Here is a 17,089-nt window from a genome sequence, read left to right on the forward strand (position 1 = left end):
TAGAGATGGCAAAAAGAAAGTTAGAAGCAAAGGATTTATTTAAACTTCATTCTATAACAAGTCCAGTACTATCACCTAGTGGGAAAGAAGCGGTATTTATACGGACACAAATGGATGAAAAGGACAATAAATATTATGCTCATTTATATCATTTAAATTTAAACACAGAAGAAATTACTCAGTGGACACATAAGAAAGAACGAGTATCCTCCCCTAAGTGGTCTAGGGACGGAAAGTATATTGCTTTCTTATCTAATCGCGAAGAAAAGAATCAAATTTATATTCTACCTTCTGCTGGAGGAGAAGCGAAGCAACTTACAACTATGGAAAAAGGAATTTCTAGCTATCTATGGTCACCATGTGGAAAGAAAATTTGGTTTACAGCCCCTTTAAAAGAAGGGAAATCATGGACAGATGAACCAGAAAAGGATGAAAAAAAGCTACCAGAGGCGTATGTAGTAGATAAAATGAAATACCATGCAGATGGTGCTGGACTATTGCCAGTAGATGTTTACAAACAAATTGGCTCGATCGACATAGAGACTGCTGAAATTACTCCATTCACGGAAGGCAACTATCAATATAATTTGCAGGCGGTTTCTCATGATGGGAAGAAGCTTGTTATAGGTGTGAACCGTGAGGAAAATCAAGATTTTTCATTTACCCAACCAATGTATCTTGTCGATATTGATACGAAGGAAGAAACAGAAATAATAAATGAGGATGGTTATTTTGGAGGTGCCGCATTTTCAAAGGATGATCAGTATCTCGCATTTGTTGGGATGCCTCGTACTTACCAAAATGCAACCCATGCAGAAGTATATGTATATGAAGTAAATTCTGGCATACGACAAATAATAACTGAAGGCTTTGATGCACCAGTTGGCGACTATGCGGCTGCAGACTTTCAACAAGGGGCAAGTGCACCTGATGTAGTATGGACAGATGACAATCACTTGTACTTCCAAGTGTCGACAATGGGAGATATACGTCTTTATTTTGCATCATTAGAAGGTGAATTGTATCCTGCAACAGGAGAAGATGAGCATGTGTATGGGTATGATGTGGATTCAACAGGGACGTTTGCGCTAGTTACAGTTAGCAACCCAATATTTCCCGGGGAATTATTTAGGCAGAATTTGGCGACTGGTGAAAGAAAAGTACTTACTCAATTTAACAAGGATTATCTAAATGATGTGGAACTTGTCGAACCAGAGGCTATTGTCTTTAAGGGAGCAAAAGATTGGGATGTGCATGGATGGTTGATGAAACCGGTAGGATATGAAGAAGGCAATAAGTATCCACTTATTGTAGAAATACATGGTGGACCTCATGCGATGTATGGCAACACATTCTTTCACGAGCTGCAGTTGTTAGCAGCAGAAGGATATGGAGTGTTATATGTAAATCCTCGCGGAAGTCATAGTTATAGTCAAAACTTCGTAGACGCAGTTCGTGGTGACTATGGTGGAGGAGACTATGAGGATATCATGGCGGGACTTGATTATGTATTAAAGGAAAATGACTGGATAGATGATTCACGACTTGGCGTTACTGGAGGAAGCTATGGTGGATTTATGACGAATTGGATAGTAGGACATACGAATCGCTTTAAAGCTGCTGTTACTCAACGTTCCATTTCGAACTGGGTAAGCTTTTTTGGGGTATCAGATATCGGTTATTACTTTACTCCATGGCAAATTGGTGCTGATATGACAGATATCGATAAGCTATGGGATGCATCTCCATTGAAATATGCTGCTAACGTGGAAACTCCATTACTTATATTGCACAGTGAGAATGACTACCGTTGTCCTATTGAACAAGGGCAGCAATTGTATATAACACTAAAGGCAATGGGAAAAGAAACAAGCTTTGTCCGCTTCCCAAAAGCGGATCATAATCTATCCAGAGTTGGCTTGCCTAATTTAAGATTGACTCGATTGGAACAAATTACAGGATGGTTCAATAAATATATATAAGAATAGATAAAAGCCCTTCATTTCCTGTGTAGAAATGAAGGGCTTTTTGATAATCGGATACTAACTACTCAGAATCGGATAATGAACACTAATAATCGGATAATAACTACTGTAAATCGGATAATAATCACATAGATATGGATAAAAACCACTCAGAGTCGGATAATCCATATTTATACCCTGACTGAAATTTGACCATTATAGATAGAAACGATTAATTAAATTATCATTCAAGTTATCTCTTATCAAATCCATTTTTAAAATACATAAACACCAATCCTATAATCCATATAGGCCCTACGATTAATGCGATACGTGTATCTGGGAAGTATGCCATCAGTCCGAGCACTAACACTAAAAATGCAAGCGCTATATAAGAACCAAAAGGAAAGAATATTGCTTTATACGTTAATCTTGAAACCTCTCCTTTAGAAAGGGTTTTACGGAATTTTAATTGGGACAACAAAATAATTCCCCATGTCCAAACAGCTCCGAATGTTGAAATACTTGTGACCCAAATAAACACTTTCTCAGGCACAAGATAGTTCAGTATGACACCTACTAATAGTAAGGTTGCGGAGAATACGATTGCCTTAGAAGGAACACCAGTCCTACTAATCTTTTTAAATGAAGCTGATGCTTGCTTTTGTTCTGCTAAGTTAAACAACATGCGTCCTGTACTAAAGATTCCGCTATTACAACTAGAAAGTGCGGCAGTTAATACAACGAAATTTATAATGCCTGCTGCCGGTCCAATGCCGATTTGTTCAAACATTAACACAAATGGACTTCCATTACTGCCTATTTCATCCCATGGATAAATGGACATAATGACAAATAAAGCACCTACATAGAACAATAAAATACGCCAAAAAACCGTATCAATTGCTCGAGGAATGACTGTTTTCGGATTTTTTGCTTCTCCAGCAGTAACCCCAATCATCTCCACACCTAAGTATGCAAACATGACCATTTGTAGAGACATAAAGATACCAGTGATTCCATTTGGTGCAAATCCACCATGCGACCATAAGTTACTAATACCAACAGCAACTCCACCATTACCAATTCCAAAAATAATCACACCTAGTCCCACAAAAATCATAGCAAGGATTGCCACAATTTTTATAAGGGCGAACCAAAACTCAAATTCACCATAAGCTTTTACAGTGATTAAATTTACCATCGTCATGATAACGAGTGCTGCTAATGCCCAAATCCAGCTTGGTGTGTCCGGATACCACATTTGCATATAAACCCCAACAGCAGTAATCTCTGCCATACATGTTACAACCCATAAAAACCAATAATTCCATCCGGTAATATAACCGGCAAGCGGTCCTAAATAATCCTTTGCATACCTACTAAAAGAGCCTGCAACCGGATTATGCACTGCCATCTCACCGAGGGCACGCATAATTATTAAGATAGCGATTCCACCAACTATGTATGAAATAAGAATTGCTGGTCCTGCCAATTTGATAGCAGTAGCCGAACCTAAAAATAATCCTACTCCAATTGCTGCACCTAACGACATTAAGGTGATATGACGTTGTTCTAATCCACGTTGTAATTTCTGATTGTCACCCAATGGTATGTCACTCCTTTGAATAGATTACTTATGTTATATAACACTAACCATAATAAAGCATTGAGAGAGAACAGTCTATATTATTTGAAATGTGGTAAAATTATGTATATGTATTGGATGAGGTGATGAAATTGAAACAGGTGACTATTCGACCTATAGTTGAGAATGAATTATCTAAATTATGGGAACTATGTGCGAAAGAAGAGGCGCCAGAATGGAAAAAGTGGGATGCTCCTTACTTTCCATATGAACCGAAAACTTTTGAACAGTTTTTAGAGAAAAAACATCATTATATAAATCAGGAAGACTTTTGGGGAATCTATGTAGATGATTTACTAGTAGGATCTTTATGCTACTATTGGGAGCATGAAGAATCTCTTTGGCTTGAAATGGGAATTGTTATCTATGACCCTATCTACTGGAATGGTGGTATCGGTACAGAAGCTTTGCGACTGTGGACCACCCATTTATTTCGTGAATTACCCCTCGTGCGCGTGGGCTATACGACTTGGTCGGGCAACGAGCGGATGATTAAAGTTGGAGAGAAGCTAGGAATGACAATGGAAGCACGTCTTCGTAAATGCCGTTTTTATAATGGAGTTTACTATGATTCTATTAGAATGGGAATATTAAGAGATGAATGGGAAAAAGAGTATGACAGCTTTGCTTGAAATTAAAAATATAACTAAAAATTATTGGGACATGAAAGAGGCAAAGTGCCGCCTTCATTTATTTGAGAATATTACCGTAGTTCTTCAAAAGGCGGAGCGTATTGCTTTACTAGGTAAATCAGGAGAAGGGAAAAGTACACTACTACGGACACTTGCTTTATTTGAAACACTTGATAAAGGTGAAATTTATTTTAAAGGTGATTCAGCAAAAGAACTGGATACACGACAATGGCGTATGAATATAGCATATGTTGCTCAGCAATCAATCATGCTCCTAGGAACAATCGAGGATAATTTGAAAACTGTTAGCAAGTTGCATAATATTCCATTTGATGAAGGGCTAGCAAAAAAATACATGAAGGATATAGGACTTGAGCATTTAATGTGGAACAAAAAAGCAAAGGATTTATCTGGTGGAGAGAAACAAAGGGTAGCCTTGGTGAGAACATTATTATTAAATCCACCTGTCCTTCTATTGGATGAAATCACTGCCTCACTTGATCAGCAAAGTAAAGAATACGTAGAGCTGCTTTTGGAACACATACATAAAGAAAAAGGAACATCATTTATTTGGATAACGCATGATCTTGAACAAGCTAAGAAAATCAGTGACCGAGTTTGGTATATGGAGAATGGTAGATTGGCAATTGACTCTCGTACAGAAGACTTTTTTGAAAGTCATCATACTCAAGTAATTCCTGATCAGGTGATGTTATGAGTTTTGTTGCACTCAGCTTCACGTTATTATTCGTTGTTATTACCATGCTCCTATCCGTTTGGCAAAAGCTCGATCTTGAAAAAGATATTGCAGTTGGTACTATTCGCGCGGCTATTCAGCTTCTAGCAGTAGGCTATGTACTGCAATTTGTGTTTCAATCAGAAAATATCCTCATTATTGTATTAATTATTTGCATCATGATTATAGTTGCAGCTAGTAATGCTGCCAAACGTGCTAAAGGTATGACAGGGGTCTTTTGGAGAATTATTATTTCCATAGCAACGATGGAAGTTTTAATGATGGGACTATTACTTGGATTGCAAATAATTGAAGCAACCCCTCAGTACATTATTCCTCTTAGTGGAATGACAATTGGAAATGCTATGGTTGCGTGTGGATTATTTTTAACGCAATTAAAACGAGAAACAGAAAGCTCCAAAGGTGAAATTGAAACTCTTCTCTCCTTAGGTGCCACAAGTCGACAGGCTGTACAGGAAGTACTAAAACGTTCCGTGAAATTTAGTATGATTCCTACAATTGATGCGATGAAAACTGTAGGGCTTGTGCAGCTACCTGGAATGATGACAGGAATGATTATAGCAGGTGCAGACCCAGTGGAGGCTGTACGATATCAGATATTGATAGTCTTTGTTTTTACAAGCTCCTCTGCAATTACGAGTATGATGTTAAGTATGCTTTGTTATAAACATTTATTTACAAAGGATTTGCAATTGAAGGATTGGAGAGAATAAAGTGAAGCCGATAGTAATCATTGAACAAGCTCCTACTCGAGTAACAGTTAAATATGATCCGACGCCTTTCCATCTACCGAAAAGCATCCAAGAGCGACATCAGTTATTTTGGGAACAGCTAAAAAAGAATAACAAACAGTTTCGGAATGGAGAAGTATTCACTATTACTGATATAAATAAAACTAGTGATGAACTTCAAATAAAAGTTGTAAAAACAGACTACAAACATTTTTTATATACACTTCATCACGCAGATTGTACATACCCTTGTAGAGTCATTTTTACATGTATGGCGGTTATTACGAATGATCATCACATTGCTTTTGGGCGAATGAATCAACATACATCGACTCCGGGAAGATTACAATTTACAGGTGGAGGACTGGACGAGACTGACTTAGATGGCTTTGTATTTAATTTGGAGAGAAGTATAGCAAAAGAGTTAGAAGAAGAAATGGGATTAAGTGTTGATTCTCCATTTTCCAAATCATTCAAACCTAAGTTTATTAAGAATAAGGGGACATATGATTTTTGGGCTATTATGTTCGAGTTGAAAGTGGATTATTCTATGAAGGAGCTTCAAGCCTTATTTCAACATCACAATGAAAGTCTTCTAGAAAAAGGCGAGCAACCAGAGTTTGATGAGTTTCTATTTATCAAATTAAATAAAGAGAGCGTGCAGTCCTTTATTCAGAACGATCCATCTTTAAAGGAAGATTATTTAGGGCCTATTTTGTTAAAGTACATCGAAGATTAGATTATCAGGAGAACCCGCAAAAACCCCAGAGAGATTAATTTCTCACTGGGGTTTTTTGTGGGATTTTTAGCAGCCATTTGACCGCTTCCAACAAATTTTGTGCAATATGATCTGGTTCTACATCTTTCCAGATCTCTCGATGTTGATGTAAGGAGCTTTTTCCCCAACCAGTTAGGACTAATATTTTCAACGCACCAACAGCATGAGCAGCTAGCATATCTGTTGATCCAACATCCCCGATTACGACACAATTTTTTAGCTCTAAATTATGTTTCCTAGCGGCTTCTATTAACATACCAGGTTTAGGTTTATGACACATACAAGCATTTTCTTCACTATGTGGACAAATAAATGCATCATGGAAGCCGAATGAAAGAAACTCCTCTTGAAACTCTGTGATTGATGCTTCTTTTCTGCTAATTCTATGTTGATTTGTGAATGCAAACATTCGAGTGCCATGCTCTTTTAGTAATTTAAATGCATCTGTACTGAATTCATAAGGCATAAAATTCTTAGGATGAATAAAATGACCTGTGCCACCAATTGTTCCATCTCTATCAATGAATATTGCTTCTATGTTTTTTATTTGATCCATTGTTCGATAATGGTTACTTTTTTATTAGTTGCATCTAATTTTATATTTCTTCCAATGGGCATCGTGAGCATGGGATGAGTATGGCAACAATCAAATTCAGTAAGAATAGGGATGGACGGTTGTCCAATTGTTTCTAGTAAGATATCAGATGGTGTTCTTCCCGTTCCTTGATTATCAAACAGCTCGTGTTTTCCTAAAATGATTCCACCTACACGATCAAATACACCGTTCAGTTTTAACAGGTTAAAATTCTTTTCCACAACGGAAGCTGTTTTCATCGTGTCTTCTATTAAGAGAATATCTCCTTCTTTAATCTTAGGCATATAGGGGCTTCCCCAAAAACCATACATAGCATTTAAATTACCACCAATTAATCTTCCTTGGGCAGAACCTCCATTTAAGCAAACCCACTCATTGCTTCTGTTTTCTTTTTCTTCTGTTTTCTCCTCCCAATTAAGTGGCTCATCTGTCCAATAAGGAGGAGTTGGAATAGTAAATGGAGTTTGCTGTTGTTCGATTAATATTTCATTGAAATAATCGAATGTATAGTGCACAAAAGGCTCAAATTCTCCAAAAGAAGGGACCAAAGCTGGACCGTAAAAAGTTGGAATCCCAGTTTGTGCATAAATTCCTAACAAAATAGCAGTTGCATCGGAATAGCCAATCATTATTTTAGGATCCTTCTTAAATGCTTTATAGTCGATATAAGGCAAAATTGCATTCGAATTAGTTCCACCAATTGTTGACATAATACATTTGACGTCTGGGTCACGAATGAGTTCATTCAATTCATTTGCCCGTTCCAGTATACTTCCAGAACGATAATAATCACGCTTGCCAGTTAGATTTCCTTCAACTATCTGTAACCCTTTGGATTCTAAAAAAGACTTTGCTCTTTTATATCTCTTAGGGGATGAATAAGTGATAGGAGAAGACGGTGAATATATCCCAATCTTATCTCCTTGCTTTAGTCGATTTAATAGTGTCATAAAATATATTCTCCTCGATTAATTTATGTAATAGTTTAGAAAAATGCAAAGAGGTAAGTATTTACAATTATAGCTTAATTAAGATAAAGTGAAAATATAATATTCTGAAAGATTTTATTTATGATGAAGAGTATTATAGAAAAAAGTTGGGGGATAGAAAATGTTGATAAAAGAACAAGCAGAGTTGTTAAGCAAAGATGGATTTTACATGAGTACAGATAAAAGTTTGTTGGATGTGGAAGTCATCTATAATTTTCTTAGTAAAGAATCTTATTGGCTTGAAGGTACCTCAAAAGCTTTGGTTATAGCATCTATCGAAAATTCAACTATTTGTTATGGTATTTACGATGGAGATCCTACTAAGGGGACACCAAAGCAAATAGGTTTTGCCCGTGTTCTATCTGACCTTGTTAGATATTCTTGGCTGGCGGATGTGTTCATACTTCCTGAATTTAGAGGAAAGGGTCTAAGTAAATGGTTGATGACCGTTATCACGGAGAATCCAAAATTAAAAGGAACTAATTTTCACTTAGGAACTAGAGATGCTCATTCCTTGTATGCACAATTTGGTTTTAAGCCTTTAGAGCGAACTGAAAACAGTATGGCAAGACCACTTAATTGGGATGTTATAAATTCAATATATAAGGTAGAAAAATAATAAAAAAAGAAGTAACTGTACCGCATGTCTAATTACAGCGGAGGGGTTACTTCTTTTTATGTGCTAATTCATATTTTATGCGCATTTTCCAAGTGCTGAAGTTTGAAACTAAATAATAAATACTTAAGTAAATCAAACTAAAACTAGTTACTTCTACTAAAAAACGAAGTATGGTGAGCATACTGAAATTGTCCATTAATTTATACTGAAAAAAATTCATTTTAAAAATTGTATTATCTGCAATTATCATAGTAAGGATGTAAGAAAAAAATGCTTTCCAAAATGTCATCTATCCACCTCCGTAGTAGGTATTTATTATCTCACATTTCCGAATATTATGCGATTATAATAGTTAAGCATAGATGCAAGACATTTTAACGGCTTCTTATATAATTAAGGTAGATTTTCTAATGGAAAGGAATCCGAATAAGATGCAGCTTGTTATAACTTTTAGTATTTTAGCGATTAGTATCGTTTTATTTATTAGTAATCGAGTACGTGCAGATTTAGTAGCACTGCTGGCATTATTAGCATTTGTCATAACCGGCGTTTTGGAACCAACAGAAGCCCTTGCCGGTTTTTCTAATTCGGTTGTTATTATGATTGCTGGATTGTTTGTAGTTGGGGCAGGGCTGCTAAGTACAGGTCTTGCGCATACAGCTGGAAACTTGCTACTAAGATTGTCGGGGAAAAGTGAAAAAAAGTTATTCGTATTATTACTAATCATTACAGGTAGCGTTGGGGCGTTCATGAGTAATACAGGAACGGTTGCTTTAATGCTTCCGATTGTTATTAGTATTGCAATTAGTATTAATAGCAGTCCTTCCAAGTATTTAATTCCACTTTCTTATATTAGTAGCTTGTCTGGTCTGTTAACTCTTATTGCGACACCTGCTAATTTGCTTATTAGTCAAGTACTTGTTGACAATGGCTATGAGAAGCTAGGATTCTTTGAAATTACTCCTGTAGGCATTATTGCTATTATAGTTGGGATTCTATATTTCGTCGTTGCACGAAATATTGTACTTCCAAATGGTAAAAATAAAAAAGCGATAAAAGATGAGCATAAGCTTTCACCAAAGCAATTGGCGATTGATTATGAACTCGGTGGTAATTTGCATCGCCTTAAAGTACCTGATGATTCACCAATGATAGGGAAGCAACTTGCACAATTAAAGCTTCCGGCTAAGTATCATCTAGTTATTTTGAAAATTGATCGTAAATCGACGGAAGGTATTCATATATTACCTATTACATATCAAGAAATGGCTGGACCGACGAGCATAATACAGGCAAAGGATATTTTATATATTCAAGGCACTTTTGATAGCATAGAGAAACTCGCCGAAGATTATTTGTTAATAATTGATGCAGAGGAATCTGAAGCAGATGTACTTGTAACAAAACAATTAGGAATTGCTGAGGTGCTCTTAACTCCTCATTCTAGTTTAATAAATGAGACTGTAGGCAGCATTGGCTTCCGTGAAAAATATAATTTAAATATTTTAGGTATTAATCGAAAAGGAGAGTATGTACTAAGTAATATGGCGGGCGTTCGCCTTCGTTTCGGAGATGCTCTTTTAGTACAAGGAGCATGGGAAGAAATTGAATTACTCTCAAGAGCGATGCAGGATGTTGTAGTTGTTGGACAACCGAAAGAACATGCTAGTACGGCTGCTGCAAGTGGTAAAGCACCAATTGCAGGGGCGATTATGTTGTTCATGATCATATTAATGATTTTAGAAGTTTTTCCAGCTGTTATTTCTGTATTGATTGGTGCAGTACTCATGATTATTACAGGTTGTCTTCGAAATATGGATGATGCATATGGAAAAATGAACTGGGAAAGTATTGTTTTGATTGCAGCTATGCTTCCAATGGCAACAGCTCTTGAAAAAACAGGTGGAATGGTTATACTTTCCAAAGGAATTATCGATCTTCTAGGTGGATTTGGAGCAATGGGAGTTTTGGCAGGTATTTATTTTATTACGATGTTATTTGGTCAATTTATTAGTAACACCGCAACGGCCGTTTTATTTGCGCCGATTGCAATGAGTGCAGCTATTACGATGGAAGCAAATCCATATACGTTCTTAATCGCAATTGCAGTTTCTTCCAGCATGGCTTTTGCGACACCGGTTGCATCTCCGACAAATGCTTTAGTAATGACAGCAGGGGGATATAAGTTTATGAACTTTGTGAAAGCTGGTATTCCTCTACAAATTGTTATGTTTATTGTAATGATGATTGTCATTCCAATTTTCTTCCCGTTGTGATAAATAATGAAGGGTCTTTCGTTTTAAGGGAGGCTCTTTTTTATTTGACATTTTTACTCAATATGATATAACTATAAATGTTAGGCCTAAAGCAAAGTAATCAACTAGGAATAATATATTTTATAAAGGGGCTAGATGATGGGAAGAGAATTTGTCGATATCTTTGATGGATGGGCACACTCTTATGACGCTTCGGTTTCTGGTGAAGATCCAGAATATCGTGATGTATTTGAAGGATATGAAACTATTTTAAGAGAAGTTGCAAATCGTGTTTCTGGGACAGTGATCGAATTTGGAACCGGTACTGGTAATTTAACAGCAAAGCTAATAGAGGAAGGAATTTCGGTTATTGGTATCGAACCTAATACGAAGATGCGAGAATTAACTGCAAAACGATTTCCCTCTATTAAGGTCATAGATGGAGATTTACTTCAATTTAATAGTGAAAGTGAACGTATAGATGCAATTGTCAGCACGTATGTATTTCATCATTTAACGGATGAGGAAAAGGGAGTAGCTTTAAAGAAATATGCAGAGCTTCTTTCAAAAGAGGGAAAGATTGTTTTTGCTGATACTGTTTTTATTACTGAAGAAGCTAAACAAGACCAAATTGAAAAGGAAAGAAACCGTGGTTTTAATAATGTGGCAGACGATTTAGAACGAGAATATTATACTACGATTCCAATACTAACAAAATTGTTTGAAGAAGCTGGATTTCAAGTTAGTTTCACAAAAATGAATGATTATGTTTGGTTGATGGATGCGACTAAAAGATAAGGAGCTAGTTCATATGAAAAAAATGAATGTAGAAAGTTTTAATTTAGATCACACAAAAGTAGCAGCACCATTTGTACGTTTAGCAGGTACTAAAACGGGAGTTCATGGTGATGAAATTTTAAAATACGATATTCGTTTTAAACAACCAAATAAAGAACATATGAAGATGCCAGGATTGCATTCCTTAGAGCATTTAATGGCAGAAAATATCCGAAATCATACAGAACAAGTAGTAGATATTAGTCCAATGGGATGTCAAACTGGGTTTTATTTATCTGTTATTAATCATGATAACTATGATGAAATTTTAGAAATTATTGAAAAGACGTTGAAGGATGTATTGGAAGAGACTGAAGTCCCAGCATGTAATGAAGTTCAATGTGGTTGGGCAGCAAGCCATAGTTTAGAAGGGGCAAAAGAAATTGCTTCTGAAATGCTTGCTAAAAAAGATGAATGGCGACAAATTTATAATGAGGAAGCGTAATGAAAGTATTTAGTAGTGTTCATGAATTGATAGGCAATACACCGGTTGTAGAAATAAAACATATTCCTATTCCAAATAATTGCCGGATTTTTGCAAAGCTTGAATATTTAAATCCAGGAGGAAGTGTAAAGGATCGTCTCGGTGTTTCGTTGATTGAAGATGCGGAGCAATCAGGAAAACTTTTGTCAGGGGGAACTATTATTGAGCCAACTGCAGGAAATACGGGAATTGGAATTGCACTTGCTGCAGTAGGAAAAGGGTACAAAGTTATCTTTGTTGTCCCTGAAAAATTTAGTGTTGAAAAACAAACACTGATGCGTGCGCTTGGTGCAGAGATTATAAATACAGATACTGCGCTTGGAATGAAAGGTGCTATTGATAAAGCAAGCGAATTAGTAAATAAGATTCCGAATGCTTTTTCACCATCTCAATTTTCAAACCCAGCTAATCCTGCTACGTATACAAAAACACTTGGTCCTGAAATATGGCGTGATTTAGATGGTCAAATTGATGTATTTGTCGCTGGTGCAGGTTCAGGTGGAACGTTTATGGGAACATCAAATTTTTTAAAGTCGCAAAAAGCTGACATTAAAACAGTAATTGTGGAGCCGGAGGGTTCCATATTAAACGGTGGAGAAGCAGGAACCCATTTGACCGAAGGGATCGGAATGGAATTTTTACCGAACTTTATGGACCGTTCGTTTTTTGATGCAATATACACAATTAGTGACCAAAATGCATTTAACCAATTGCAGGCGTTGTCCAAAGAAGAGGGACTTTTAGTAGGGAGCTCTTCAGGAGCAGCTTTTTATGCTGCACTTAAGGAAGCAGAAGTTGCGAAGCAAGGAAGTCATATTGTCACGATTTTTCCTGATTCTAGTGAACGCTATTTAAGTCAGAGAGTATACGAATTGTTCAAGGAGGAGAAATAATAGATGCGCGCAAAAACGAAGCTTATTCATGCTGGAATTGTTGGGGACGAAGCAACTGGAGCAGTGTCCACACCAATTTACCAAGTGAGTACCTACAAACAAGAGGCAGTTGGAAAATTTAAAGGGTATGAATATTCACGTACAGGTAACCCTACTCGACATGCTCTAGAGGTCTTAATCAGTGATTTAGAGAGTGGCGTTGCCGGATTCGCTTTTGCTTCTGGTATGGCTGCTACAAGCTCTGTTATGATGCTTTTCAGTAAAGGTGATCACGTTATTTTAACAGATGATGTATACGGTGGTACATACCGTGTCATTTCTAAAGTATTGAACCGTTTCGGGATCGAGGCAACTTTTGTAGATACAAGTGATATATCCAAAGTGGAAGCAGCAATTTTAGAAAATACAAAAGCTATTTTCCTAGAAACACCAACTAATCCTTTATTGAAAATTACAGATATTGAAGCAATTGCTAAGCTTGCAAAGGATAAAGGATTGCTGACTATTGTGGATAACACATTTATGACACCTTATTTCCAACAACCAATTGAGCTTGGTGCAGACATTGTTGTGCATAGTGCAACGAAATATATTGGTGGACATAGTGATGTTGTAGCTGGGCTAGTTGTAGTAAATTCTGAGCAGCTTGCTACTGATTTGCACTTTGTACAAAATTCAGTAGGGGCAGTACTAGGACCACAAGACTCCTGGTTATTAATGCGTGGTATTAAAACGCTTGGTCTTCGGATGGAAGAACATCACTTGAATGCTCAGCGAATTGCAGAGTTTTTAAATAATCACGGTGGTGTTAAAAAGGTATATTATCCTGGTTTAGTGAACCATACTGGACACGAACTGATGAAGAAGCAAACAACTGGCTTCGGAGGGATGATTTCTTTTGATGTGGGTAGTGGAGAAAAAGCAGATGAGTTATTAGCGAAGCTTCGTTACTTTACATTAGCAGAAAGTTTAGGAGCAGTAGAAAGCCTGATTTCTGTCCCAGCAAGAATGACCCATGCATCGATTCCATCTGAACGACGTCAAGAATTAGGCATTACGGACGGCCTCGTTAGAATTTCTGTAGGGATTGAAGATGTAGAAGACTTGTTAGAAGATTTAACACAAGCATTAGCTTAATGATTAAATTGGTACACCACTTAATAGTGGTGTGCCTTTTTTGTTGCTTGAAAGAGATAGATAAAGAGGTTTAGTTGGAAAAAACAACAACTTAGTTGGAAAATTTAGAGGGTTAGTTGGAAAAAACAACAATTTAGTTGGAATATAGAGAGTTCAAGTTGGAAAAACATAAATTTTAGCATCGTATTGTAACTAATTTATTTCTGAAAACGACTTATAGATAAACGGTGGCAAGGAGAATCAGATGAAAAAAATATGCATATTGCTTATCTGCAGTCTTATTATGGTATCTTGTAATTCTATTTCACAGCCTTTTTCGCATACTATTATTGACTGGGTTGATTTTGTAAAGATTAATGGCAAGGAATATGAAGCACTTTATAGTGTAATTATTGCCGATCCAAAAAATATAGGGGAAAAAATAGGAGAAGTAAAATTTAAAGTTTCCGATAATGTTTCGAACCCTAGTTATCGTACGAAAGATGGAGATGCTGCATTTTGGAATAAGGGAACTGAAATATTTAGTGTGATAGACAGAGAGGACCTTATCGCTATTCAGGATAAAAATAGTATAAATGGTTACAGGATTTATTATTCACGTTCAGAGGATAGTAATTTTAATTATCATTACAAAGATATAAATTTAGAAACCATCAATAAAATTGAATTATACGATGGTAATACAATACTCATTAATACTTTAAAAAATGAGACAGAAATAAATGATTTATTATCTATTCTAAATGAAGGTACAGTAAGTGCCTCATTTTCACCAAACACAACTCACGGTGATCCAGCAACCTATCATATAGTTCTTTATGGTGAGGAAGAAATTGGATATTACTATTCATTATTTTTTGACGGCAATGTTTGGTTTTGGCATCCTTGGGATACATCTATAGTTTCCAATGAGATAGAGCTTTATTTTAAATGAGTACCGATTTAGGTGCTCTCTTTTTATTGAAATAGAAAAGGAAAAAATACTATTTTAGAGAATAAATTATAGTTAGAGGAGTGGAAATCATGAGCAAGCATTTATTATCTGTATCAATTGTTTTATTGAGTATAGCCATTTGTTTTTTGGCATATCAAATTGGAAATACCCACACTCCTAACAAGGTGAGTGAACCAGTACATAATATTGAAATTTCTGAGAGGGGATTACTTACATCAGAAGAAGTAGCAGTATATTTAAGTATGGATGTAGAGCAGTTTAAGAAATTAATAAAGCAGCAAAACTTGAAAAGAGCGCAACTTTCGAGCTTCGATACGTATACTTTTATTCCTTATATTCAAATGAATGGAGAAAATATTCATTTTTGAGAGAAATAGTGGCTTTTCGTTGCTATCGGACTTTTATGAGTTTAACTTAGGAAACTAGAAATAACGAAAAAAAGGGAAATAAGGTATCTATGATGACCTATTCCCTTTTACTATTAAAACTTTTATGGATATTCAGCAATTAAACATGTTTTACCAAAAAAATGCTGAAGCAAGTACGACTCCGGTAATAGCACCTAGAGCGATACCAAATCCAAACCCAAATCCTTCTCCAAAAAATCCTAATCCATAGCCACCCAAATTGTCATCAGGTCGTATCCAGACCGTATTTCTACTTACTCTCGTTACTTCTCCCACATGAACACTACCATCTCGGCAAGTAATTCGCACCCTTTTTCCATAATATCTACAACAAAGATTGAAAACATCAGAATTGTTCATTTTTCTCCTCCTCTCATAACAAAATTTACATACAAGTATGTTCTATAATTTATGCCATTGATAATTTTACATAATAGACAAGTGTCTATAGAAAGAAGAGAGATCGCTTAGTAATTTCATGTTCTATAAAACAATAAGGGAACTCAAAACATATGATATAAGACAAATAAATAAAAAGGATGAGATACGATACATGCCGGTTATTCAAACACAGAATTGGCTTAATAAATTTGTGGATGTATGTGAGGAGCGGTCTGGAAAAGGTTCATCATACATCCAACAAGAGATAATTTGTAATCCTATCATGAAATTACTTCCTAAAATAAATCCGGAAGTATGGCAATATGAACTCTTAAGACATGGATTGTTTGAGCCCAATGAATGGATGAACATTGAAAACACAGTAAAAGAATTGGAAGCACAGAACGTATGGGAAATTGTAAAGCAAGAATATCAATTTCTAAAAAAATTATGGAATGGTCCAAAGGTTTCCATCTATATTTTTCCTATAAAAAGAGCAAGTCTGAAATCAGGAGAACAAATACCTAAAAAAAATGGAGTAGCATATAAAGGATTATTGTTTTTATTTATGTCTACCAAACTTTCCAAAGAAGAAATAAAAGCATTATTTGCGCATGAGTATAACCATGCTTGTAGACTAAACTTTTTAGATTTGACTCCTGATAAAATTCCTTTGAAGGATTCTCTGATCATTGAGGGATTAGGGGAGTATGCAGTTAAAGATCTATATGGTGAGCAGTGGCTAGCTCCTTGGACTAATCTGTATTCACCTGAAGAGGTTATGGATTTATGGAAAAGCCAGTTTGTACCTTCGTTAAATGTTAGAGGGCTAAAAAATCATCAGCTTTTCTTATACGGTAAAGCAAGAAGCCGATTTCCTAAATGGATTGGATATTATTTAGGTTATCAAATTGTCGATACATTTCAAAAGATGCAAGGTCCTTTTCAAAAAAACGAGTTATATACAAAGTCATCCAAAGAAATAATAGCTGGTTCAAAATTTCCGATTTAACAGGGTGTTATAGGA

The 17,089-nt window shown here is 35.9% G+C and carries 18 protein-coding genes; 14 read left to right on the plus strand and 4 right to left on the minus strand.

Going from position 1 to position 17,089, the window contains the following annotated elements; all coding sequences use genetic code 11:
- The first annotated feature begins 5 nt into the window (after window positions 1–5).
- Entirely contained in the window at window positions 6–1,982 is a 1,977-nt protein-coding gene (locus AM499_RS00465; protein ID WP_053588362.1) for a S9 family peptidase, read from the plus strand.
- A gap of 235 nt (window positions 1,983–2,217) precedes the next feature.
- Here AM499_RS00465 and AM499_RS00470 read toward each other — a convergent pair whose 3' ends face one another.
- A complete protein-coding gene (locus AM499_RS00470; RefSeq protein ID WP_156316723.1) occupies window positions 2,218–3,573 on the minus strand; it encodes an amino acid permease in 1,356 nt (451 codons plus the stop codon).
- A gap of 125 nt (window positions 3,574–3,698) precedes the next feature.
- Here AM499_RS00470 and AM499_RS00475 point away from each other — a divergent pair, with 125 nt between their 5' ends.
- The 4 genes from AM499_RS00475 to AM499_RS00490 are packed head-to-tail and all read left to right on the plus strand — an operon-like array spanning window position 3,699 to window position 6,471.
- Window positions 3,699–4,244 (plus strand): GNAT family N-acetyltransferase, encoded by a 546-nt coding sequence (locus AM499_RS00475; RefSeq protein WP_053588364.1) that lies wholly within the window; start codon window positions 3,699–3,701, stop codon window positions 4,242–4,244.
- Window positions 4,228–4,962, plus strand: coding sequence for an ABC transporter ATP-binding protein (locus AM499_RS00480; RefSeq protein WP_053588365.1), 735 nt, complete (start codon window positions 4,228–4,230; stop codon window positions 4,960–4,962). Before AM499_RS00475 ends, AM499_RS00480 begins: the two co-directional genes overlap by 17 nt.
- The gene (locus AM499_RS00485; RefSeq protein ID WP_053588366.1) at window positions 4,959–5,714 is read left to right on the plus strand and encodes an ABC transporter permease; all 756 of its coding nucleotides are present in this window, start codon (window positions 4,959–4,961) and stop codon (window positions 5,712–5,714) included. Before AM499_RS00480 ends, AM499_RS00485 begins: the two co-directional genes overlap by 4 nt.
- Before the next feature lies 1 nt (window position 5,715).
- A complete protein-coding gene (locus tag AM499_RS00490) occupies window positions 5,716–6,471 on the plus strand; it encodes an NUDIX hydrolase (protein WP_053588367.1) in 756 nt (251 codons plus the stop codon).
- Window positions 6,472–6,505: 34 nt separating this feature from the next.
- On the opposite strand, the gene AM499_RS00495 is transcribed toward AM499_RS00490, so the two are convergent.
- Entirely contained in the window at window positions 6,506–7,066 is a 561-nt protein-coding gene (locus tag AM499_RS00495) for an HAD-IIIA family hydrolase (protein ID WP_053588368.1), read from the minus strand.
- A complete protein-coding gene (locus tag AM499_RS00500; protein ID WP_053588369.1) occupies window positions 7,054–8,055 on the minus strand; it encodes a S66 family peptidase in 1,002 nt (333 codons plus the stop codon). Before AM499_RS00500 ends, AM499_RS00495 begins: the two co-directional genes overlap by 13 nt.
- A gap of 160 nt (window positions 8,056–8,215) precedes the next feature.
- Between AM499_RS00500 and AM499_RS00505 the strand changes: the two genes are divergently transcribed.
- The 8 genes from AM499_RS00505 (at window position 8,216) to AM499_RS00545 (ending at window position 15,642) form a co-directional block, all read left to right on the plus strand.
- Window positions 8,216–8,713, plus strand: a complete 498-nt coding sequence (locus AM499_RS00505; RefSeq protein WP_082355138.1) for a GNAT family N-acetyltransferase — start codon at window positions 8,216–8,218, stop codon at window positions 8,711–8,713.
- 431 nt (window positions 8,714–9,144) lie between these two features.
- Complete coding sequence (locus AM499_RS00515; protein WP_053592045.1) at window positions 9,145–10,989, plus strand: SLC13 family permease; 1,845 nt, start codon at window positions 9,145–9,147, stop codon at window positions 10,987–10,989.
- A 138-nt stretch (window positions 10,990–11,127) separates the two neighbouring features.
- Window positions 11,128–11,766, plus strand: coding sequence for a class I SAM-dependent DNA methyltransferase (locus AM499_RS00520; RefSeq protein WP_053588371.1), 639 nt, complete (start codon window positions 11,128–11,130; stop codon window positions 11,764–11,766).
- Between the two features lie 13 nt (window positions 11,767–11,779).
- The gene (locus AM499_RS00525; protein ID WP_053588372.1) at window positions 11,780–12,250 is read left to right on the plus strand and encodes an S-ribosylhomocysteine lyase; all 471 of its coding nucleotides are present in this window, start codon (window positions 11,780–11,782) and stop codon (window positions 12,248–12,250) included.
- Complete coding sequence (gene cysK / locus AM499_RS00530; RefSeq protein ID WP_053588373.1) at window positions 12,250–13,182, plus strand: cysteine synthase A; 933 nt, start codon at window positions 12,250–12,252, stop codon at window positions 13,180–13,182. Before AM499_RS00525 ends, cysK begins: the two co-directional genes overlap by 1 nt.
- A gap of 3 nt (window positions 13,183–13,185) precedes the next feature.
- A complete protein-coding gene (locus AM499_RS00535; protein WP_053588374.1) occupies window positions 13,186–14,319 on the plus strand; it encodes a bifunctional cystathionine gamma-lyase/homocysteine desulfhydrase in 1,134 nt (377 codons plus the stop codon).
- Window positions 14,320–14,563: 244 nt separating this feature from the next.
- Window positions 14,564–15,253, plus strand: a complete 690-nt coding sequence (locus AM499_RS00540; RefSeq protein ID WP_053588375.1) for a hypothetical protein — start codon at window positions 14,564–14,566, stop codon at window positions 15,251–15,253.
- An 89-nt stretch (window positions 15,254–15,342) separates the two neighbouring features.
- On the plus strand, window positions 15,343–15,642 hold the full coding sequence (locus tag AM499_RS00545) for a hypothetical protein (RefSeq protein ID WP_053588376.1): 300 nt from the start codon (window positions 15,343–15,345) through the stop codon (window positions 15,640–15,642).
- 150 nt (window positions 15,643–15,792) lie between these two features.
- On the opposite strand, the gene AM499_RS00550 is transcribed toward AM499_RS00545, so the two are convergent.
- The gene (locus tag AM499_RS00550; RefSeq protein WP_053588377.1) at window positions 15,793–16,041 is read right to left on the minus strand and encodes a hypothetical protein; all 249 of its coding nucleotides are present in this window, start codon (window positions 16,039–16,041) and stop codon (window positions 15,793–15,795) included.
- A gap of 193 nt (window positions 16,042–16,234) precedes the next feature.
- On the opposite strand from AM499_RS00550, the gene AM499_RS00555 reads away from it, so the two are divergent.
- Complete coding sequence (locus AM499_RS00555; RefSeq protein WP_053588378.1) at window positions 16,235–17,074, plus strand: DUF2268 domain-containing putative Zn-dependent protease; 840 nt, start codon at window positions 16,235–16,237, stop codon at window positions 17,072–17,074.
- Window positions 17,075–17,089: the final 15 nt, after the last annotated feature.

It is taken from the genome of Bacillus sp. FJAT-22090 (genome assembly GCF_001278755.1).
Lineage (GTDB): Bacteria > Bacillota > Bacilli > Bacillales_A > Planococcaceae > Psychrobacillus.